Source organism: Terribacillus sp. JSM ZJ617 (genome assembly GCF_044383785.1).
Taxonomy (GTDB): Bacteria; Bacillota; Bacilli; order Bacillales; family Amphibacillaceae; genus Terribacillus.
The window spans coordinates 1-19503 of the sequence record NZ_JBISEQ010000001.1 but is presented as its reverse complement, the minus strand read 5'-3'; the positions used below and the strand labels follow the sequence as shown (position 1 = coordinate 19503).

At 43.9% G+C, this 19503-nt stretch carries 20 protein-coding genes, 3 tRNA genes, 1 other RNA gene and 1 other annotated feature (1 of these 25 only partly in view); of the genes, 16 read left to right on the top strand and 8 right to left on the bottom strand.

Going from position 1 to position 19503, the window contains the following annotated elements; translation table 11 throughout:
- Positions 1-168, top strand: a binding site (T-box leader) (it extends 34 nt beyond the left edge of the window).
- Between the two features lie 50 nt (positions 169-218).
- The 4 genes from serS to proC all read left to right on the top strand — a co-directional run bounded on the left by serS (position 219) and on the right by proC (position 2761).
- Positions 219-1493 (top strand): serine--tRNA ligase, encoded by a 1275-nt coding sequence (gene serS / locus ACH6C1_RS00120; protein WP_374073546.1) that lies wholly within the window; start codon positions 219-221, stop codon positions 1491-1493.
- A 62-nt stretch (positions 1494-1555) separates the two neighbouring features.
- A tRNA-Ser gene (locus tag ACH6C1_RS00115) sits at positions 1556-1651 on the top strand.
- Between the two features lie 59 nt (positions 1652-1710).
- Positions 1711-1803, top strand: a tRNA-Ser gene (locus ACH6C1_RS00110).
- A gap of 136 nt (positions 1804-1939) precedes the next feature.
- Positions 1940-2761 (top strand): pyrroline-5-carboxylate reductase, encoded by an 822-nt coding sequence (proC, locus tag ACH6C1_RS00105; protein ID WP_374073544.1) that lies wholly within the window; start codon positions 1940-1942, stop codon positions 2759-2761.
- 26 nt (positions 2762-2787) lie between these two features.
- On the opposite strand, the gene ACH6C1_RS00100 is transcribed toward proC, so the two are convergent.
- Both ACH6C1_RS00100 and ACH6C1_RS00095 read right to left on the bottom strand, forming a co-directional pair.
- The gene (locus tag ACH6C1_RS00100) at positions 2788-3471 is read right to left on the bottom strand and encodes a deoxynucleoside kinase (protein ID WP_095222122.1); all 684 of its coding nucleotides are present in this window, start codon (positions 3469-3471) and stop codon (positions 2788-2790) included.
- Positions 3468-4109, bottom strand: coding sequence for a deoxynucleoside kinase (locus ACH6C1_RS00095; RefSeq protein WP_374073541.1), 642 nt, complete (start codon positions 4107-4109; stop codon positions 3468-3470). Before ACH6C1_RS00095 ends, ACH6C1_RS00100 begins: the two co-directional genes overlap by 4 nt.
- A 150-nt stretch (positions 4110-4259) precedes the next feature.
- Between ACH6C1_RS00095 and ACH6C1_RS00090 the strand changes: the two genes are divergently transcribed.
- Positions 4260-4332, top strand: a tRNA-Arg gene (locus ACH6C1_RS00090).
- 206 nt (positions 4333-4538) lie between these two features.
- On the opposite strand, the gene ACH6C1_RS00085 is transcribed toward ACH6C1_RS00090, so the two are convergent.
- The 3 genes from ACH6C1_RS00085 to ACH6C1_RS00075 are packed head-to-tail and all read right to left on the bottom strand — an operon-like array spanning position 4539 to position 8362.
- The gene (locus ACH6C1_RS00085) at positions 4539-5783 is read right to left on the bottom strand and encodes a Ger(x)C family spore germination protein (RefSeq protein ID WP_374073539.1); all 1245 of its coding nucleotides are present in this window, start codon (positions 5781-5783) and stop codon (positions 4539-4541) included.
- Positions 5780-6871, bottom strand: coding sequence for a GerAB/ArcD/ProY family transporter (locus tag ACH6C1_RS00080; protein WP_374073537.1), 1092 nt, complete (start codon positions 6869-6871; stop codon positions 5780-5782). Before ACH6C1_RS00080 ends, ACH6C1_RS00085 begins: the two co-directional genes overlap by 4 nt.
- Positions 6872-6883: 12 nt before the next feature.
- Entirely contained in the window at positions 6884-8362 is a 1479-nt protein-coding gene (locus ACH6C1_RS00075) for a spore germination protein (protein ID WP_374073535.1), read from the bottom strand.
- A 195-nt stretch (positions 8363-8557) separates the two neighbouring features.
- Between ACH6C1_RS00075 and ACH6C1_RS00070 the strand changes: the two genes are divergently transcribed.
- The gene (locus tag ACH6C1_RS00070) at positions 8558-9313 is read left to right on the top strand and encodes an N-acetylmuramoyl-L-alanine amidase (protein ID WP_374073533.1); all 756 of its coding nucleotides are present in this window, start codon (positions 8558-8560) and stop codon (positions 9311-9313) included.
- 162 nt (positions 9314-9475) lie between these two features.
- Here ACH6C1_RS00070 and ACH6C1_RS00065 read toward each other — a convergent pair whose 3' ends face one another.
- Complete coding sequence (locus tag ACH6C1_RS00065; RefSeq protein ID WP_374073531.1) at positions 9476-9667, bottom strand: CsbD family protein; 192 nt, start codon at positions 9665-9667, stop codon at positions 9476-9478.
- Between the two features lie 408 nt (positions 9668-10075).
- On the opposite strand from ACH6C1_RS00065, the gene acsA reads away from it, so the two are divergent.
- From acsA to ACH6C1_RS00050, 3 genes are all read left to right on the top strand, one after another.
- On the top strand, positions 10076-11776 hold the full coding sequence (gene acsA, locus ACH6C1_RS00060) for an acetate--CoA ligase (protein WP_374073529.1): 1701 nt from the start codon (positions 10076-10078) through the stop codon (positions 11774-11776).
- Positions 11777-11842: 66 nt separating this feature from the next.
- Positions 11843-12355 carry a type 1 glutamine amidotransferase domain-containing protein gene (locus ACH6C1_RS00055; RefSeq protein WP_374073527.1) on the top strand — a complete coding sequence of 171 codons (513 nt, stop codon included), beginning with the start codon at positions 11843-11845 and terminating at the stop codon, positions 12353-12355.
- Between the two features lie 54 nt (positions 12356-12409).
- The gene (locus ACH6C1_RS00050) at positions 12410-13129 is read left to right on the top strand and encodes a DUF3891 family protein (RefSeq protein ID WP_374073525.1); all 720 of its coding nucleotides are present in this window, start codon (positions 12410-12412) and stop codon (positions 13127-13129) included.
- 25 nt (positions 13130-13154) lie between these two features.
- Here the strand turns inward: ACH6C1_RS00050 and ACH6C1_RS00045 are convergent, their stop codons facing one another.
- Complete coding sequence (locus ACH6C1_RS00045; RefSeq protein ID WP_374073523.1) at positions 13155-14438, bottom strand: glycoside hydrolase family 18 protein; 1284 nt, start codon at positions 14436-14438, stop codon at positions 13155-13157.
- A gap of 60 nt (positions 14439-14498) precedes the next feature.
- Positions 14499-15023: a cysteine hydrolase family protein gene (locus ACH6C1_RS00040; protein ID WP_374073521.1), complete on the bottom strand. Its 525-nt coding sequence runs from the start codon at positions 15021-15023 to the stop codon at positions 14499-14501.
- 99 nt (positions 15024-15122) lie between these two features.
- On the opposite strand from ACH6C1_RS00040, the gene tadA reads away from it, so the two are divergent.
- The 7 genes from tadA to ACH6C1_RS00005 all read left to right on the top strand — a co-directional run bounded on the left by tadA (position 15123) and on the right by ACH6C1_RS00005 (position 19252).
- A complete protein-coding gene (tadA, locus tag ACH6C1_RS00035) occupies positions 15123-15602 on the top strand; it encodes a tRNA adenosine(34) deaminase TadA (RefSeq protein ID WP_374073518.1) in 480 nt (159 codons plus the stop codon).
- 68 nt (positions 15603-15670) lie between these two features.
- Positions 15671-15936: signal recognition particle sRNA large type (gene ffs, locus ACH6C1_RS00030), an RNA gene on the top strand.
- Positions 15937-16055: 119 nt separating this feature from the next.
- Positions 16056-17732 (top strand): DNA polymerase III subunit gamma/tau, encoded by a 1677-nt coding sequence (dnaX, locus tag ACH6C1_RS00025; protein WP_374073516.1) that lies wholly within the window; start codon positions 16056-16058, stop codon positions 17730-17732.
- A gap of 26 nt (positions 17733-17758) precedes the next feature.
- Positions 17759-18076, top strand: a complete 318-nt coding sequence (locus ACH6C1_RS00020) for a YbaB/EbfC family nucleoid-associated protein (protein WP_095222150.1) — start codon at positions 17759-17761, stop codon at positions 18074-18076.
- Between the two features lie 15 nt (positions 18077-18091).
- Positions 18092-18688, top strand: coding sequence for a recombination mediator RecR (gene recR, locus ACH6C1_RS00015; protein WP_038562527.1), 597 nt, complete (start codon positions 18092-18094; stop codon positions 18686-18688).
- A 14-nt stretch (positions 18689-18702) separates the two neighbouring features.
- Positions 18703-18918 carry a YaaL family protein gene (locus tag ACH6C1_RS00010; RefSeq protein ID WP_038562524.1) on the top strand — a complete coding sequence of 72 codons (216 nt, stop codon included), beginning with the start codon at positions 18703-18705 and terminating at the stop codon, positions 18916-18918.
- A 73-nt stretch (positions 18919-18991) separates the two neighbouring features.
- Positions 18992-19252 carry a pro-sigmaK processing inhibitor BofA family protein gene (locus ACH6C1_RS00005; RefSeq protein ID WP_374073513.1) on the top strand — a complete coding sequence of 87 codons (261 nt, stop codon included), beginning with the start codon at positions 18992-18994 and terminating at the stop codon, positions 19250-19252.
- Positions 19253-19503: the final 251 nt, after the last annotated feature.

Sequence of the window (19503 nt, the reverse complement as noted above, 5' to 3'; positions counted from 1 at the left end):
ATGCTTTAAGAGAGTCGATGGCTGGTGAAAATCGATGCAGAGCTGTGAGTGAATCCATCCTGGAATGGTATGGAAACATACCCGGTACAAACCGTTACCTTGTCGAGCCGGAAGACTTATTTGTCTTCAACCAGGGTGGTATCGCGGGTGAAACATCTCGTCCCTTCTTTATAGGGATGAGATGTTTTTTTTGTTTAAGAAAAAAGGAGGAAGCACATATGTTGGATTTGAAATTTTTACGTTCAAACTTTGAAGAAGTAAAACAGAAGCTGAAAAATATGGGTGAAGATCTGACTGTCTTAGATAAATTCGGAGATTTGGATGATCGCCGCCGGAAGCTGATCAATGACACAGAGGAACTGAAAGCAAAACGCAATGAGGTATCCAAGCAGATTGCTGTTCTTAAAAAAGAAAAGCAGGATGCCGATGTCCAAATCAAAGAGATGCGCGACGTAGGTGATCAAATCAAATCATTTGATGAGGAGCTCCGGAGCGTGGAGGGTGAGCTGGATATGTTATTGCTGTCCATCCCTAATCTTGCTCATGAGAGCGTGCCTGTAGGTGACTCTGAGGACGATAATGTAGAAGCACGTAAATGGGGAGAAGTGCAGCAGAAGGACTTTGAGGAAAAAGCGCACTGGGATCTTGCGGCTGATTTAGGAATTCTGGATTTTGAACGTGCTGCGAAGGTAACAGGAAGCCGTTTTGTATTCTACACAGGTTTAGGTGCCCGTCTGGAGCGAGCTTTGATCAATTTTATGATGGACCTTCACGCTGATGAACATGGTTATCAGGAAATGCTGCCTCCTTATATGGTGAACAGAGCAAGCATGACAGGAACAGGTCAGCTGCCGAAGTTTGAAGAGGATGCTTTCAAGGTAGAAGGCTGGGATTACTTCCTCGTTCCCACAGCTGAGGTACCTGTAACGAACTATTATCGTGAAGAAATATTGAAAGGGGAACAGCTCCCGCAGAAATTCACTGCATTCAGCGCTTCCTTCCGTTCTGAAGCAGGATCTGCCGGCCGTGATACACGCGGTTTGATCCGTCAGCATCAATTTAACAAAGTTGAGCTTGTTCAATTTGTGAAGCCAGAAGAATCTTATAATGTGCTGGAAGAAATCACAGGCCATGCAGAGAAAGTGTTGCAGCTTCTTGGTCTTCCGCACCGAGTGGTTACATTATGTACGGGAGATCTTGGTTTCTCTTCTGCAAAAACGTATGATATCGAGGTGTGGCTGCCTAGCGGTGGTACGTATCGCGAGATTTCCTCTGTATCAAACTTCGAGGACTTCCAAGCGCGTCGTGCTGGCATCCGTTTCAAACGAGATGACAAGAGCAAGCCAGAATTCGTTCATACATTGAATGGATCAGGTTTGGCATTAGGCCGAACGGTTGCTGCTATCTTGGAAAATTACCAGCAGGCTGATGGATCCGTGAAGATTCCAGAAGTGTTGGTACCTTATATGGGTGGTAAAACAGAAATCCGCTAAAAGCGGCAGCCTTGACATCAAACTTAAAAATATGGTGAGATAGCTTTTGGAGACAAAAGCATGGAGGGGTACCCAAGTCCGGCTGAAGGGATCGGTCTCGAAAACCGACAGGAGCCCGTTTAAGGCTCGCGGGGGTTCGAATCCCCCCTCCTCCGCCATTTTTTCTTATCTTGTTGACATATTGGTATCCTATATGATATATTAGTCTTTGTCTTACGGAGGAATACCCAAGTTTGGCTGAAGGGATCGGTCTTGAAAACCGACAGGGGCTTAACGGCTCGCGGGGGTTCGAATCCCTCTTCCTCCGCCATATATTTTACAAATGCATAAAATTGGAGATATATAAAATCGTTACGTTCATCGTAACGATTTTTTTTATATATTGACTTCTATTATGAAGCATCGGATAATACTACAAACTTGTTTCACGTGGAACGGAGGCATTTATGAAGAAAATAGCATTTATAGGCGCAGGAGCAATGGCCGAAGCGCTTGTTAAAGGATTGATCACAGCAGAGCTGCTCCCAGCGGAAGATATATGGCTGACGAATCATGCGAATGAGGAGAGATTGCACGAATTGCACACAGCGTACGGTGTAACTGTTACGCGTGATCAGACAGATCTCTTGAAAGATGCTGATGTCATTATACTATCAATGAAACCTAAAGATGCGGAGGCAGCATTATCGTCTTTAAAAGCAGCGAAGCTTGAGCCAGGACAAGTTATTGTATCTATATTGGCAGGAATTCACACATCTTTCTTGGAAAGCTATCTTCCGTTCAATCAGCCGGTAGTTCGCGCTATGCCTAATACCTCTGCTACAATCCTCGAGGCTGCTACAGCTATCGCTGCTGGAGTTCATGCAGGTAGTGAGGAAATGAAGATTGTAAGCAGGCTGTTCAAGACTGTTGGAGAAGCTGTAGAGGTAGCAGAAGAGGATATGGATGCTGTCACTGCCATTTCTGGCAGCGGTCCGGCTTATCTATATTACATGATGGAGGCTTTGGAGGAAGCAAGCTCTCAAGTAGGTCTTGATGAGAATGTTAGCAAACGACTATTGATCCAGACCTTCAAAGGGGCTGCAAAGATGCTTGAGCAGTCTGATTTAACCCCAGCTCAGCTGCGTGCGAACATTACTAGTGCTGGCGGTACGACCGCAGCAGGTATCAGCGTGTTAGAAGAGCAAGACGTCAAAATCGCCATTCAAGCATGCGTAAAAGCAGCAGCCGATCGATCCAAGGAAATGGGACAAGCATTCAATAAATAAAAAATCCGCCTATGAAGGCGGATTTTTTATTTGGAAGGCTGATGGGATGTCCATTTACGGGAGTGCTGGATGAAGTGTCCGACTTTCTCCAGAATCGGTTCAATGGACGTATTTGGATTCAGTAAATCATAGTCTGCTATATTCACTCGCAATACCGGACAAGCATTGAAATCATTAATCCATTTATCGTAGCGATGGAACATCTCTTCCCAATAGCTGATCGGTGTTTGCTGTTCCATTTCCCGACCGCGCTGCTTGATACGGCTGATGATATGATCGAAGGATCCCTCCAAGTAAATCAGCAAGTCTGGATGAGGGAAGTAGGGTGTCATCACCATCGCATCAAAGAGGGAACGATATGTTTCATAGTCGACCTTGGACATATTTCCTTCTTCATACGCCATCCGAGCAAAAATACCAGTATCTTCATAGATGGAACGATCTTGTATAAAGCCGCCGCCGTATTCGAAAATTCTTTTTTGCTCTTTGAAGCGTTCAGCTAGAAAGTAGACTTGAAGGTGGAAGCTCCAGCGTTCAAAGTCAGCATAATATTTATCCAAGTAGGGATTTCCATCCACTTTCTCAAAGCTCGTCCGAAACTGTAACGCATCTGCCAAGGCTTGTGTCATTGTCGATTTTCCGACACCTACAGTACCTGCAATGGTGATCACACTGTCTGCGGGTATATGGTATTTCTCTCTAAGGTTCATGATGATGTTACTCCTTTATCCAAGTGAGAGGAGATCCTGTCACAAATATACTTCCAATCCTGCTCGTTCTTCACAAAATCCAACTCATCTCCGCTTAATCGAAGCACAGGTATGTCTGGGTTTTCTTGCTCAAAACGATCCATGAAGGTTTGGTAATCAGCAGATAGCTGCTTTAAGTAGTCCGGCTGGATATGCTGTTCTTCTTTTCGGTCACGCATTTCGATCCGTTCAAGCAATGTTTCCAAGCTGGCATCCAAATAGATGACCATATTAGGCAGCGCGATATCCTCTGTAAGAATGGAGAAAATCTTGCTGTATTTATCAAACTCCGGTGAAGCAAGTGTACGCTGGGCAAAAATCATATTCTTTGCTATATGATAATCTGCGACCACCGGTTGATTCTGTGACAGATAGTCCTTTCGAATATCATTCAGCTGTTTGTAACGGTTCGTCAAAAAGAACATTTCCAGCTGAAAGCTCCATTCCTCGATATTCTCATAAAATTTGCCTAGGAACGGGTTTTCTTCTACAATCTCCTTCAGCAGTTCATACTGAAAGTGATCAGCAATTCTTTTAGCCAATGATGTCTTTCCGACACCGATTGGTCCTTCCACTGCAATAAATGGCAGCTCGTGCATGATGTATCCTCCAAACTCAAACGTTGTATGGCAAATAAATATAGTTTACCATAGAAGGGCTATTGCTTCGATACAGTGAAGGAAGAAACTAGTGGAAAAAGCGACAGACTTTGCAAGCTTTCCCGATTCAGTTATAATATAGTATGTCGTGGCTCCGTAGCTCAGGGGATAGAGCATCGGTTTCCTAAACCGTGTGTCGCAAGTTCGAATCTTGCCGGGGCCGTATATATGTAAAGCAAGCCACAGCCTGTGAAGGGCTGTGGCTGTTTTAAAATTTATAAAGCAGAAAGGGACTTACGATAACTATAATGATTAGGCAGATTACAGCTATCATTCCTTTTTTATTATTGGACTTATAAAGCGAGTAGCAAAACAAACAAGTATAGCCAGTGACAAAGAGTACCATGAGCGTCATATAGAAAATCTGCATCAATCCCGCACCTTTCTTAAATCCGATTCCCGCAAGATTTTACCAAACTCCAGGCTTCTAACCTTAACATGCAACCTCACATTGGCATTCGGATAAATCTTGTTCGACCAGTCTGCCTTTTCATAGTCCTTGATCGTAAGGAACTTGCTTCTGATGTGCAGGGACCAATAGAAGGGTTCCAGCTTATATTTCTCCTGTGTTTTCTTGATGAATTTTTCTCCTTCTTCTTGCAATTGTTTTTCCAGCGAAGCATGCAGGATGTTCCTGTTTTTTGAATTGATCATATAATTTTGAGTGCTTGGTACTGCAAAGATATTCATATGCATACTTACATACACATCGATATTTGTCTTGCCTGTAGGTTTATAGTCAATTTTCACTTTTACTTTGTCCGCTTGTACACGAGCTGCCAAATCGAAACCAGGTCTTAATGGATCTGTGTAATTCGCTATGATATCTTGCTGGGGCAGCGTTGTATCCAACATCAAGGAGAAGCGCGTCTCTTCTCCTGTCAATATATCAATCATCTGACCCTCCTTAAACACTGCTGATCCAATGAATTGGGTCGAGTTTCCGCCTTTTATATTTACTTCACCAGCTTTGTAATTGTCCTCTGCACCGTACTCTTCTTTAGGATTTTTTTTCGTAGTAGCAAACGGTGCAATAAAGAGATCTGCATCGCCTTCGGTAATTTGGAAGTACCGAACCAATGGTGCTTCTGGGATAACGCCTGTTTCTTTGGCTCGATCAAGCACATATTGAAAATACTTGTGCGGGCGGGACTCCAGTTTTGGTTTATTAGTTCTTATAAATTCCTCAGCCTTCTCCTTACTGATAACCAACTGTGCATTAAGTTTCAAATCGATAATGCTTGGTGCAGTTTGCATCAAATGGATAAACTTCTTGGAGCGAGCCAGTTTTTCGGAAACAATTACAACACGTACTTGATCCAGTGAAATTTCCTTTGCAACCGATACATTGGCAGCATTTGTAGCAGAAAGAAAGTCGGTACCTAAGACACTGACTACCTCTTGGGGTGGCTCTGGGGTAGAAGGACCTGAAACAGTACTGCCTACTTCAGGGTTGGCAATTTCAAATGTGAAACGGAATACATCTTCACTCTCTGTCTTATCAACCCCAATACTGATGACGTATGCCTGTTCTTCTAATTCTTTACGGTCAAAGCAGCCACTCAAAAGGACAGCCGTTTGTAAAAGCAGCATAACAATGAGTAAGTTCTTCATGTTTTTCTATCCTTCCAGTAAGATGCTGCCCATAACAGAAAAGGAAAAAGGAAGAAGAGGGGCGTCATAATTTGCAGACTTTTTTCTCTGAAAAACATCTCATTTACAACAAAACTAGGCGGAATGAGTGAAAGTATCATGGCAATGAATCCGATAGGTAGCAGCAATCCTTCAAACCGTTTAATTTCAAAGATTGCTCCAAAAATCCAGCATATCAAATAAAGGAAGATTATAAATCGCAAGAAGTTTGAGAACATCCAGCCGACCATAAAAAGCGTGCTGATATTCGTGAAGAAATGTCCAAGAGTTACGATTTCCGTCGCTTCTTGATAGAGAAAAGCAATGTTATTGATTGAGTTATAATCAAACAGCATCGTATATACGGCATAAAAGGAGACGATAAGCATAAAAGAAAGACTTCCTCCTAAATAAATACCGCTGTGAAAGTATTTTGTTTGGTGAAAGGACTGATACGCAATCGTTATTAAAAATATCTCTAAAAAGGCAGCTGATTTGGAGATACCCTCGAAAATAACAGTACCTACTCCTCCTCCGAATAGAGGGAAAATGCGTACCGGTACAGCTTCTTTCAAGTCCACGAATATCACTGCAATGATTGTGACAATAATTATCGGAAGCAGTGCCCAAGCCAAGCTGCCTATCGTTTCCAACCCTTTGTTAGCAACTAGTATACATACAGTGAGGAAGATAACGTAAATGACGAGTGTTGGGGAATTCGGGAAATAAAGATAGTTGATTTCTTCCATGACATTACGCATGTCAGTAAACATGGCGATGAAACCACAGATGAATAGCAATAAGGCAAGCAAGGTTCCTGCCTTCTTTCCAATCAGATGGAAGATGAGCTCAATCAAATTATATTTTTTATATTTTTTAAGAAGGTGCATGAGAATCAGGAACGGACCTAATAGAAAAAGGAAGGAGATGATCGGAACTATCCATATGGCATTCTGAGCTTGATCAGCGAAGAGAGCTGGCGTGGTATCACCGCCTTTTAGACCAATTATCATGAAAATCATCGCTGTAAGCTCACGAATCCGTAATGGTTTTTTATTGAGCTCCATCATGGTATCCTCCTTTCATTGTTTATCCCAGTCTTTCGGATTCAGGAATCCAGGTCTCCATTTTTCTTTTTTTAGTATCATGCGGAAGAACGTGTCCCTTGGTGATCGGTTTGATGGGGTAGCAGGTGAGAAATAGCTGACACCAAAGGAATTGATTGAAACGACATACGCTACCCAAAGCAATATTGCTCCTAAAAGGCTAAGCAGTCCATACATACTGGCAGCAACAATGAAAAGAAAGCGGGAAATTCGCAATGTATGATTGATACTGTAGTTAGCGGCGGCAAACGAGGACAATCCGCTTAAAGCCACGATTATAACAACTATAGGACTTACAATATTTGCTTCTACTGCCGCTTGACCGAGAATCAATGCTCCAACAATTCCGATAGTTGGTCCGAGCGGGGAAGGGATGCGAATCCCTGCTTCCCTGATCAATTCAAACGCTACTTCCATCAACAGGATTTCGAATACAATTGGCAGCGGAACTCGTTCTCTGCTTGCTGCTATGGCTAGCAGCAGATCAATCGGGATAAGCTGGCTGTGATAATTCGTAATAGCTACATAACTTGCAGAAACAAATAATGTAATGAAATATGCGATAGCGCGTACTAGTCGGCTAAAGTTTCCAAAAGCCCATCTCAAATACCTATCCTCTGGTGAATGGAAGAAAGACCAGATAGTGATAGGGGCGATCAGACAAGAGGAAGAATTCTCCATAATAATTGCCACATAGCCTTCCATAATATAGTTACCTGCATTGTCTGGACGTTCTGTATATAGCATCGTAGGAAACAGGGAGGCGGGTCTTTCCTCGAGAAACTGCTCTAATATCTCAATATTTCGGATATTGCCGGCTGTAATCTTCTTGATACGCTGTTTGACATTTTCAAGTATTTCCTCGTTGACTAGATCACGTGCATAAACTAAAGATACAGGCATTTCGGGTCTTGTACCGACGCTGATATTTTCGATAATCAGATCTTTGGAAGGTATCTGCTTTCGAAAGATAGATATGTTCACTGGCAAAGACTCCGTAAAGGATTCTTTTGGTCCCTTAATGGTCTTCTCATTCTCAGGCTTTTCCACGGCGCGGTGTTTAAAGTCATCGATTTTTGCTTTGAATGCTTCGCTCATTCCTTCTTTGAAAATGATGACGCAGCCCGAGCTAAGGCCTTTCTCCACTTCATCCATATTCTTCACAGAACTTAGACTGGATAATGTAACGATCCGCGGCACCGGAATATCCCTTTTTGTTTCAAGCAAAGGTGTCACGATATGCTCGTTTAACTGTTTCGTATCAATAATTGTGGAATAGTAGAATAGGTGGTATATCCCAGTTGATCCTCGAAGTTCCTTAGAGTTGAAATCAAAGTTAGTCCCATATAAATATTGTTCTTCAAGATAGGTCACATTCTCTTTCAAGCTTCTGGATATCTTAGTGGTTTTCCGCTTTTCCACTGCTTCTGTCTTCTTTTTCTGCCAAGGAAACATCACCTATCACCTCTCTCTCGTTCTGTTAGTGTGTCTAGTTAGCGATGATTTTATGAACAGATAACACTATTTGAACCTACCTTTCGATAATAGATACAGAATGGGTTGTGAAATTGTGACACCAACCGCTTTTATCTAGTACAAGGCTGCATAAAGTAACATATAGCAGTCAAAAAAAGAAAGGGAGATGGTCGAATGGTGAAAATCTATGTAGATCCAGGTCATGGAGGGTCAGATCCGGGTGCAACAGCAAATGGAATCCAGGAGAAAAATATCGTGTTGGCAATTGGGACATCAATTCGTAATATCCTGGAGCTGGAGTATGAAAATGCAGAGGTTCGTATGTCTCGCACCGGGGATACGTTCCCGTCCCTTACGCAGCGTACGAATGATGCAAATGCATGGGGAGCTGATTTCTTCCTCAGTATTCATGTCAATGCTGGTGGTGGGACTGGTTATGAGGATTTTATTTACTCCACATTATCGGATAGCTCCGAGACAGGCGTAATGCGGGCACGAATTCATGAGGAAGTAATGAAGCTGAATGGAATGGCGGATCGCGGCAGAAAAAAGGCGAACTTCCATGTACTTCGGGAAACAAATATGCCTGCTGTCCTGACAGAAAATGGCTTTATTGATAATAGTGCTGATGCAGCGAAGATGAAATCCAACTCATGGATTCAGAATGTGGCGCGAGGTCATGTCAATGGCTTGGAGAAAGCACTTGGCCTAACGAAGAAGTCAGGTTCGGGTTCTACTTTCTTGATTCGAGTGAAGGCGGCATCTCTATACTATTATGATGCACCAGATTGGAATGCACGGGCAGGTACAGTGAGCCAAGGGGAAGTGTTCACCGTGGTAGAAACACTGACTGTAGATGGTTCCACGATGTATAGGCTAAAGAGCGGGAACTATATTACAGCAAATCCGCAATATGTAGAACTTGTCTAAAACAAAAATGGCTGCCGATTTGGCAGCCATTTTGCGTTAGAAATTTAGGGGAAATCATGAATTAAGTGTAGCACGAAATTTGCCGAAATTGGGTGCTGTTCTCACTTTCCCAAGTACCCCGTGATTTCTGTCAGTTTATCTGACAAACAGTCTTTCTCTTTCTTAACGACGGTCATAATCTTCTTTTAGTTTACCAGCAGTATCCTGAAGATTTCCTTTTGCTTTGTCTTTCTTGCCGTCTGCTTGCATGCCTTTATCATTTTTTGCGTTACCGATTTGATCTTTTGCTTCACCTTTTGTTTTTGATACGGCACCTTTTACTTTGTCGCTCAGACTTTGTTTATTTTCAGCCATTTATAATCCACTCCTTTATGAAAATTGCTATATTATGCTCTTCCCGCTATAAAAACTTATAAACTTTTTCAATTTGATGTTTATATATTGCACAGATGGGTATAGTGATATCAGGTATCCCCCATACCACTAATCTGCTAAGTGTAAGTAAAAGGTCCGCTCTTTGTAAGAGCGGACCTTTTTATATTGTCATTCTTTATGATGGAGATAACAGCAGCAATGTGAAATTGTCTCTATCTATATAGAGGATCTTAACGAAGCGGGTGCTCGCTTTTATGATTTCGCTTTGACTGGTAAGGAAAACAATGTACAATGGAAATAACCTACTTGATTTGCTGATGCAGACAGAGGCTTTTTTATTCGTGTTAATTGTAAACGCTTACAAATTATAGGGAAGGATGTCGAATCATGAAAATGTTAGCACCTCTCAGTGGAAAGCACAATGTAACGGATTTTGAAGCACTACGTCAGTCGTTTGAATGGAGTCAGATGGAGCAGGATTTCTCCTGGTTCCATACGGGCAAATTAAATGCTGCTTATGAGGCAGTTGACCGTCATGCAGAAAATCCTACTAAAGCGGATCAGCTTGCTTTAATTTATCAGAATGGAGAGACAGAGGAGAAGTGGACGTTCACACAACTGAAGGAACGCAGCAATAAGGCCGCCAATATGCTGAAATCTCTCGGTGCAGCAAAAGGAGACCGTGTCTTTTTGTTTATGCCTCGCTGTCCTGATTTTTACGCAAGCTTTTTTGGTATTCTTAAAATTGGCGCTGTAGCCGGACCATTATTCGAAGCATTCATGGAACAGGCAGTAGAAGATCGGCTGAAGGATAGCGGCGCTAGCATCTTGATTACAACGGCAGAACTGCTGCCGCGCGTTAACAGGGATAATTTGCCCGAATTGAAAGAAGTCATTGTACTTAACTGTGAAACAGAAGGACTACATGACTACACAGAACTGATGGATCAGGCATCAACCGAATTCGAGCCTGTGTGGCTGGATAAGGAGGATGGTATGCTGCTGCATTATACCTCTGGATCCACTGGGAAGCCGAAAGGTGTTTATCATGCACATCGTGCGATGGTGCAGCATTATGCTACTGGCAAATGGATCTTGGATTTGCAGGAAGATGATGTGTACTGGTGCACGGCTGATCCTGGCTGGGTGACAGGTACAAGTTACGGCATATTCGGACCTTGGCTGAACGGGGCGACAAATGTTATTGCCGGGGGCCGTTTTACACCGGAAGCTTGGTATAAGGTCATTGAGAAGCATAAGGTAACGGTCTGGTATACAGCCCCGACTGCTTTGCGGAAGCTGGCCGCTGCAGGAGATGAGGTTGCTCATTCCTATGATTTGTCCTCGCTTCGTCATGTCCTCAGTGTCGGGGAACCTCTGAACCCGGAGATCATTTATTGGGCAGAAGAAGTATACGGCAAACGCATTCATGATACATGGTGGATGACAGAAACAGGTGCCATGCTTATCGTCAATCACCCTACACTGCCAATCAAGCCAGGGGCGATGGGCAAACCGATACCAGGTGTAGAAGCAGCGATCATTGATGATGCCGGGAATATACTGCCGCCTCATACGAGCGGAAATCTTGCGGTAAAGGCAGGCTGGCCATCGATGATGAAAACGATTTGGGGCAATCAAGAGAAGTTTGACAGCTATTTCATCAATGGCTGGTATGTATCAGGGGATAGCGCCAAGATGGATGAAGAAGGCTATTTCTGGTTTGAAGGACGTTTGGATGACGTGATCAACACGTCTGGAAAACTGGTCGGACCTTTTGAAGTGGAAAGCAAGCTTATCGAGCACTATGCTGTTACTGAAGCAGCGGTAATCGGGAAACCGGATGAAGAGCGCGGAGAGATCATCAAAGCTTTCATCACATTGGATAAGGGGTATAAAGATTCCATGGAGCTGCGCGAAGAAATCCGGCAGTTCATCAAAAAAGGACTGAGTGCGCATGCAGCACCAAGGGAAATTGAGATAGTCACCTCCATTCCAAAGACAAGAAGCGGCAAAATCATGCGCCGTCTGCTTCGTGCCAAAGAGCTCGGACTGCCGCTGGGTGATACATCTACTTTAGAGGAATAACAGGTTTAATCGGCAGCCTGCGTGGAACTATACATTGTGTAATACTTTATAAAGGAGTGTTAGACAATGGCTAAAATTGCAACTGTCATTACCGATACGTTTGAAGATGTAGAATATACGGATCCGGCGAAAGCATTTAAAGAAGCTGGTCATGAAGTAACAACAATTGAATTTGAATCAGGTAAAAGTGTAACAGGTAAACAAGGAGAAGCGACAGTGTCCATCGATAAAGGCATCGATGATGTAAACCCATCAGATTTTGATGCACTGTTCATTCCTGGCGGGAACTCACCTGATAGCTTACGTGCAGATGATCGATTTGTTAATTTCGCGAAGCATTTCATGGATGAAAAGAAACCTGTTTTCGCAATTTGTCACGGTCCGCAGCTGCTGATCACCGCTAAGACACTTGAAGGACGAAAAGCGACAGGATATAAATCCATTCAAGTAGATATGGAATATGCTGGTGCAACAGTCGAAGACAAGGAAGTTGTCGTATGTCAGGATCAGCTGGTTACGAGCAGACAGCCGGATGATATTCCAGCTTTCATCGAGGAATCCTTGAAGCTATTGAAATAAGCAATGATTATTACTCCCGGCTATGAGCCGGGAGTTTTTCATAGGAGGGATAGTATGATCGTTCGTGAGAATAATGCAGGTAAAACGGTATTGATACGGCAGCATGACCATGCGGCTATTTCCGGGGAAATAGCCAGGCATTGGCGAAAGGATGATTCACATTCACCTGTTCAGCGTCCTGAGACTATCATGGCCATCGACCAGCACGACCGAGCTTGGATTCCGTTGGATGAAGTACCAAAGCAAAAGCCTGATGTGGAAGGTTTTTATAGCTTTATCGATTATCCTTTAACGGACAAGCTGCGTGCATATCAGCAGGGCATCATGGAAGTACGGGAACAATCCCGCTATGCAGCTATATTGTGCAGCCGGCATTATTGCTCGTTCTTTTCCAACAACACAGAAGATGAGCAGATAAAAGCATTCTTGGATAGGGAGCATGGATTGCAGCAAGCTGACATACAAACACTTACTTCAGCCGAAAGTGCTACGTTGGATATTGATCAAAAGATGCTTTCTTTCTGTGATGATGTTTCTTTGTACCTGTGTATGAATCAGCCGGGAGTATCAAAGCAGAATGAAGTGAAATGGTTCCGGGATGGTTTCGGAGAAAAGTTTTCTTTTGCCGATAAAATTATCGGAGAATGGGTATCGTCTGTGGAAGTAAAACTGACACCTTCACCGCTCGAAAGTCCTGTCCGTGTTGCCATTCCACAAGTGGTAGTGGACGGAGATGAGTTCCGTGAAGAGAAGCTCTGGGTGACGGTGACATGAAAAAAGAGCAGTAGATTTACTGCTCTCATAGCTTTCGGATTGTGAAATTATCGGTAAGTAACAGCCAGTTCTGCGGAAAGGAAAGACCAAGCTTCCAATAACTGATTCCACGCAAGTTCAACTCCTTGATCAAATCGAACTTTGCCTGGATGGAGCGGGCATCTTCAAACCACACCTCATGCTGTGCGCCAGCAGCTGTATATCTGAAGAAAGGTGCTTGCGCAGTAGTGTCGTATTGAATCGAAGCATTATTTTCACGGGCAATCGCAATAGCTCGCTGCGGACTGACGGCTCTGGCAAATTCTCCGCCGGGTTCGTATGGTAGTGTCCAATCATAGCCATACAAGTTCTGTCCCAGCATAATTTTATTGGCAGGCATTTCGGTCAAAGCGTATTCCACAACTTCACGAACATTCGGTAATGGAGAAACAGCCATTGGCGGTCCGCCGCTATAGCCCCATTCATAGGTCATTAACACGACAAAGTCGACAATCTCCCCATGAGCGGCATAATCATGTGCTTCATACCATTGCCCTTGCTGTGTCGCACTCGTCTTGGGAGCGACCGCTGTCGATACACGCAGTCCCTCAGGTCGAAGTCTGGCGACAGCACGCCTGAGAAAATTGTTATAATCCTCCCGATTTTCCGCTGGCAGAAATTCGATATCAAAGTGCACCTCTCCAAAACCGACTTCGTTGGCGGTATTGATAATGTTTGTAAACAAGCGATCCTGAACAGCAGTATTGGTGACAATACGAGTTCCTAATTCAGCGCTGAATGCGCCGCTTTCGAGCGTGGAAACGGCAAGACTTAATGTTGTGTTGTTTTCGCGTGCAATTGTTGGAAATTCATTTAATGGCGGAGCAGTTAAATTTCCTTGCCGATCTACTCTGTAACTGAACGGCATCAGATAGGTAAGGTATGGTGCACGCTGTCTTGCTGCCGTCTCCAATGTCTGAGAAACAGTATTTCCGGAAGGCTCGATATATGCATTCGATTCGATTTGCCTCTTTGGTTTAGCCGGCAGGTAAAGACGCTGTCCCGGCTGCAGGACAGCCGATGCTGAAATGTTATTGATTCGTGCGAGCTCTGCAACGGATAAGTTATTTCTTCTGGCAATGGTGTAAAGACTGTCACCGGCTTGGACATAATAGAATGAGCCAATGATTGGAATCACCAGCGCCTGTCCGACGACAAGGTCATTTGGTGCTGCCAGTTCGTTTGCGGTAATCAATTCCTGACTTGTCGTACCGTAGCGGCTTGCAATGCTATTCAGTGAATCCCCAGTCTGTACTACATATATTTGCAAAACGACTCCTCCTTTATTAAGCCTCTGTAGAAAAGCTATGCTCGGAGGAGCCGTTCTATGTCAAATTGGATCTGTATTGGCACTGAGAGTCGTTTCAATGACACGCAATGCGTCTTCGTTTTGTTCTTTTGTATTGGATGCTACACAGTTTCTTGGCACATCCAGTTTGAACTCCCGCATATGGGCATCATTTGCGGAGAATATAACACAAATATTACCCGCAACACCTGCTAGAATAACTCGATCGCATTCTAAATCCTTTAACAAGGATGGCAGTGATGTCTGGAAGAAAGCAGAATGCTTCGGTTTCAAAAGAAAATAATCATCTTCGTGCGGCATCATACTATCGATGATCTCCTTGTTATTTTCATTCCGGCAATAATCAGCTATTTTTTTGAAGTTATCCTGCCAGATGCCGTAGTGGTCATTCACAAAGATGACTGGCCAATCATTTTCTTTTGCCTTTTTGCGTAGTTTCTCCCAGTTAGGAAGTATTTCTTTTGTATTCTCCAGCAGTTTTTCGCCGCCGGGGAAATCAAATGTGTTGAATACATCTATAAATAAAACGGCTTTTTTGTCACTCATGATAATTCTCCTTTACTTCGTAGTAGGAAGCTTCTTATACTTATACATTATCAACTTTACGTAATTTGAAACCTTTGGATAGAAATGTGGGAGATAGATATGACGAACGATGCTTACTGGATGGAGCAAGCGATCAAGGAAGCAAAGCGAGCGGAGCATCTTGGAGAAGTTCCGATTGGAGCTATTATCGTGAAGGATGGAGAGATCATCGCTTCCGGCTTCAATCTTAGAGAAACAACACAGCAGGCACACTCACATGCAGAGATGCATGCAATCCAAGCGGCCAATGAAAAGGTAGGCAGCTGGCGATTGGAGGATTGTGATTTGTACGTGACCCTTGAGCCTTGCCCAATGTGTGCAGGTGCCATCATCCAATCACGGATCCGACGTGTCGTATTTGGTGCGTATGATCCGAAGGCTGGCTGTGCAGGCACTTTATATAATTTATTGGAAGATGATCGGTTCAATCATCAGACAGAAGTGACAGGCGGTGTGCTGCAGGAGGAATGCGGCGGATTGTTGACCTCATTTTTCCGGGAACTCCGGAAGAAAAAAGCAGCGAAAAACAGCCGGGATTGATTTTTTTCCGCAAACAAGCTATACTATGAAGTGCGCTATCGAAGCGCCTAACATTATTCACAACTTAGCCGTGCTAAGCGGGGAGGTAGCGGTGCCCTGTACTCGCAATCCGCTATAGCGAGGCCGAATTCCCGCCCGAGGTAATGCGGCTTTAAGGTCTGCCATAAGGAATTGGTGTTGACACCCGGGTCCTGCGCAACAGGAACCCGTGAACCCTGTCAGGTCCGGAAGGAAGCAGCAGTAAGCGGTCTTTCTTGTGTGCCGCGGGGAAGCCTGGGTCGAGCCATGAACTTATGTAACGCTTAGATCCGTATTATCGACGGTGGGTGCACGGCGCTTAATTAATACACAATCAGAGTCCTTGCCATTTGGTAAGGGCTCTTTTTATACATGTAGTATCAGTAACCTAATTCCGTTATAATGAGGGAAGAATGAAAAAAGGAGCGCGGCGCAATGAGTTATCAAGCGTTATACCGTGTCTGGAGGCCAAGGACATTTGCTGATGTAGTAGGCCAGGAGCCGATTATCCGTACATTGAAAAATGCCATCATGCAGGATAAGTTCTCGCATGCCTACTTGTTTTCCGGTCCGCGTGGTACAGGGAAGACAAGTGCGGCGAAGATTTTTGCAAAGACGATCAACTGTGAGCATGCACCAGTAGAGGAAGCATGCAACGAGTGTGCGGCTTGCAGAGGTATCCAAGATGGTTCGATTGCAGATGTTATAGAAATCGATGCGGCGTCCAATAACGGTGTTGAACAAATACGGGACATCCGGGACAAAGTGAAATATGCTCCTAGTGCGGTTAAATATAAAGTGTATATCATCGATGAAGTTCATATGCTTTCGATTGGGGCATTCAATGCTCTTCTCAAGACATTGGAAGAGCCACCCAAACATGTGGTTTTCATCTTAGCCACAACAGAACCGCATAAGATTCCGCTGACAATCATTTCACGCTGTCAGCGTTTCGATTTCAAACGTATCAACCAGCAGGCAATGGTGAACAGGATGCAGGAGATACTGGAGAAAGAACAGATTACAGTATCTGTCGATGCAGTTGAGTCAGTTGCACTAGCTGCAGAAGGCGGTATGCGGGATGCACTCAGCTTGCTCGACCAGGCTATTTCCTATAGTGAAGATGTTGTGGAGCTTGCGGATGTGCTTGCTGTTACCGGTGCCGTTTCACAGGATAGACTTACAGAGGTAATCCGCGCTTGTGCCAGACAAGATGTACAAGCAGCACTTGAACAAGTGGATCTGCTGATACAGGATGGAAAGGATCCAGGGCGTTTCGTTTTTGATCTTATCTATTACTTACGGGATTTGCTTATGTTCCAAAGTGCACCTGGCATGGAAAACATCCTTGAACGCGTACTGGTAGACGATAGTTTCAAACAACTGGCAGAGGAAGTGGATGCTTCTTGGATCCAAGCGGCGATTGTAGAACTTAATCGCTGCCAGCAGGAGATCAAATGGGCAAACAGTCCGAAGGTATTTGTTGAAATAGCGATTTTGCATATTGCGGATAAAAGTGCTCCGACAGCGAGTGTGGAAGCCGAAGCTGTGCAGCAGCTGACGCGCAAGATTTCTCAGCTGGAACAGGAATTGAAACAACTGAAATTGCAGCCGCAATCAGCTACAGCTCCTGCCGAACAGCCGAAGCGTCCGGTAAGAACAGGCAGCAAGAATAGCTATCGTGTTCCGTTTGAACGCATACGCCAAGTATTATCAGAAGCAACAAAGGATGAACTGAAGCTGGTTGCTGAGCACTGGGCAAGCTTTATGGATGCCCTTAAGCGGCAGAGCGCCCCTGCGCATGCGACGATTTTGAATAGTAAGCCAAGAGCAGCCTCCCAGAATGCACTTATAATCGGTTTCAAATATGAGATTCACTGTTCACTTGCCTTGGAACACAAAGACACGATAGAATCATTACTAGCAGAACGGATCGGACACCAAGTTACGGTCATACCAATTCCGGAGGCGAATTGGACAGAACTGCGTGAAGACTTCCTGAAGAATCAGAAGCAGGATGACTCTTCAGGGGATGGAAAGCAAGAGGAAGACCCAATTATCGCAGAGGCCAGGAAGCTGGTCGGAGATGATTTACTCGAAATAAAAGACTAATAACCAATTCAAGGAGGGATTTTTCCATGCGTGGTGGTGGGAATATGAACAATATGATGAAGCAGATGCAGAAAATGCAGAAGAAAATGATGCAGGCTCAGGAAGAGCTTTTCGAAATGACTTTCGAAGCAACTGCAGGCGGCGGTGCTGTAAAGGTTGTTGCCAATGGTAAAAAGGAAATCACTGATGTAGTCATCCAGGAAGAGGTAGTAGATCCGGATGATGTGGAAATGCTCCAAGATCTTATCATTTCTGCAACAAATGAAGTATTGAAGCAAGTCGACGAAAAATCCAACCAAACAATGGGACAGTTCACGAAAGGGTTACCTGGAGGAATGTTCTAGGAGGCAACTAAATAGATGTATTATCCCGAACCGATTTCGAAGCTGATAGACAGCTTTACTAAATTGCCTGGAATCGGACCAAAGACTGCCGTGCGTCTTGCCTTCCATGTACTTAGCATGAAGGAAGATGACGTCATGGATTTTGCGAAGGCATTAATCAATGCCAAACGTGAATTGACCCACTGCAGCATCTGCGGTCATATCACCGATCAGGATCCTTGTAGTATTTGTCAGGATGAAGCAAGAGATAGCTCTCTTATTTGTGTCGTGCAAGATCCGAAAGATGTCATCGCTATGGAGAAGATGCGTGAATTCAATGGGAAATACCATGTATTGCATGGAGCTATTTCTCCGATGGACGGTATCGGACCTGAAGATATCAATGTTCCATCTCTATTGAACCGCCTGAAGGATGAGGAAGTGAAGGAATTGATCCTAGCTACCAATCCGAACATAGAAGGCGAAGCAACAGCGATGTATATATCCAAACTAGTCAAACCATCTGGTATACGAACAACAAGGATTGCACACGGCCTGCCAATGGGTGGAGATCTGGAGTATGCGGATGAAGTCACCCTTTCCAAAGCGATGGAAGGCAGAAGAGAACTGTAAAGCAGGTGAGATTAATGGCTGGCAGAAGATTGAAGAGATCTGACGTGGACAAAGAGTTGTTAGCTGATATATTCAAAATGAAAAATGATTGGGTGAGCATCCAATCTATAATAGAGAGAAGTGTCGATGCAAGTGAAATGGGGCAGTACGATTTACAGGTGGCGCAAGCCAAGTATCTGTTCATGCTTCGTGAGGCAAGACACCGAAACCTAAGCGCATTGCGTACTTAACGCAATGCGTGTTCTTTTTTCTTGTCCCTGCTCATAGTGTAGAAAGCAGGACAAGTTAAAGGAGAGATGAAATATGTCATATGCAATAATCGGTATACTGTTAGCAGCAGTATTAGTCTTACTCATTTCAGGTACGTCAGGAAAGCTGTTTAGTCTAATACTTAAAGGTTCAGTCAGGCTCATTATTGGTGTCTTTCTATTATTTTTATTTAATGTAGTAGGAGCACTTGCTGGGCTGCACATTCCGATAAATGCTGCTACAACTGTAATGGTGGGCTTATTAGGTATTCCAGGGTTAGCTTCTTTGGCAGCAATTCAATATTTTTTATTATAAAGTGTTGCAGTATGCCCAAGATCATGATATATTATTCAAGTCGCTTCGGAACGGAGCTGACACAAACAAATAACATGTTGACAACGCAAGTTAAAACATGATACAATGTTCTAGTCGCCAAACGAGCGGCAGAATGAAATTGATCTTTGAAAACTGAACAAAACAACCAATTATGAACTAAACGACATGATCGCAAGATCAACGTCAGCTCTAACGAGCAATGCATCAAAACTTTCATGGAGAGTTTGATC